The sequence below is a fragment of the Micromonospora coerulea genome (assembly GCF_016598485.1).
GTDB classification, from domain to species: Bacteria; Actinomycetota; Actinomycetes; order Mycobacteriales; family Micromonosporaceae; genus Micromonospora; species Micromonospora coerulea.
This window is the reverse complement of record NZ_JAEMUW010000104.1, coordinates 1-804: the sequence shown is the minus strand read 5'-3', so window position 1 is coordinate 804 and position 804 is coordinate 1. Positions and strand designations below refer to the sequence as shown.

The window sequence follows — 804 nt, the reverse complement described above, 5'->3', positions numbered from 1 at the left end:
CTCGACATCTCACACCACTCCCCCGCCGTCCGTGGACCTCTTGCGGACCAGATGCGGACTGCGTGTCCCTGAGCGTTCGTGATCGAATACGCGGCTATGGGGTTGGATGAATGCCTGACGGAGTTGCTGGTCCAGCTCGGGGATCGCGGCCTGGTCGCCATCGTCAAGATGGACGGCGAACGCCAACACGGCCGCTGGACGGTGCTGGTGTCGGGCAAGCCCCTGGGCGGGGAACATGTGCGGTGGGACGGGGACGACTTGGCCGCCGGGCTGTCGCGGGTGATGGCCAAGCTTCAGGAGCGGGTTCCGGGACTGCTCGACTGAGATGCGGCCTTCGGATTAGAAGAAGATCGCGGATGGCTGGTGGATGTACCCTGCCGCTGCTCAATTGGTCTGCCGCTGTCGGGCTGCGTCGGCTCTAGCTGAATAGCTTGGCTGTACGGATGGCTGTACGGCTGCTGGATGGAGGGAGGGACTCGTGCGTGGCGTCTACGAAGGTGACCAGGTGACTCTCACGTTGAACCGCGGTGAGGTCGGCCGCCTGGCGGCCGTCTTAGCGGAGGCGACTGCTGGTTCGTCCTGTGCCGAGTTCTTCATCCGAGTCGGCTGCTCGCGGCCCAACGTTGAAGCGCTCGTGCAAGCGCTTGAGTCGCTGGCAGCAGGTCGATCGCCTGGCTTTGAGATCCAGCTGGCGGCAGGGGTGGAGCTAGACGAGAACCCACCTCGGCCGAGGCGATGAACGGGCACCGTCAGTTTGGAAGGGCGCGTCCAGCGGTCGTGATGCCCGAAATGCCTGCGGCCGGC

At 65.0% G+C, this 804-nt stretch carries 1 protein-coding gene; it reads left to right on the top strand.

The genetic code is table 11. The features are described from left to right. Positions 1-78 precede the first annotated feature (78 nt). Positions 79-324 (top strand): hypothetical protein, encoded by a 246-nt coding sequence (locus tag I8N68_RS32480; protein WP_307813063.1) that lies wholly within the window; start codon positions 79-81, stop codon positions 322-324. Positions 325-804: the final 480 nt, after the last annotated feature.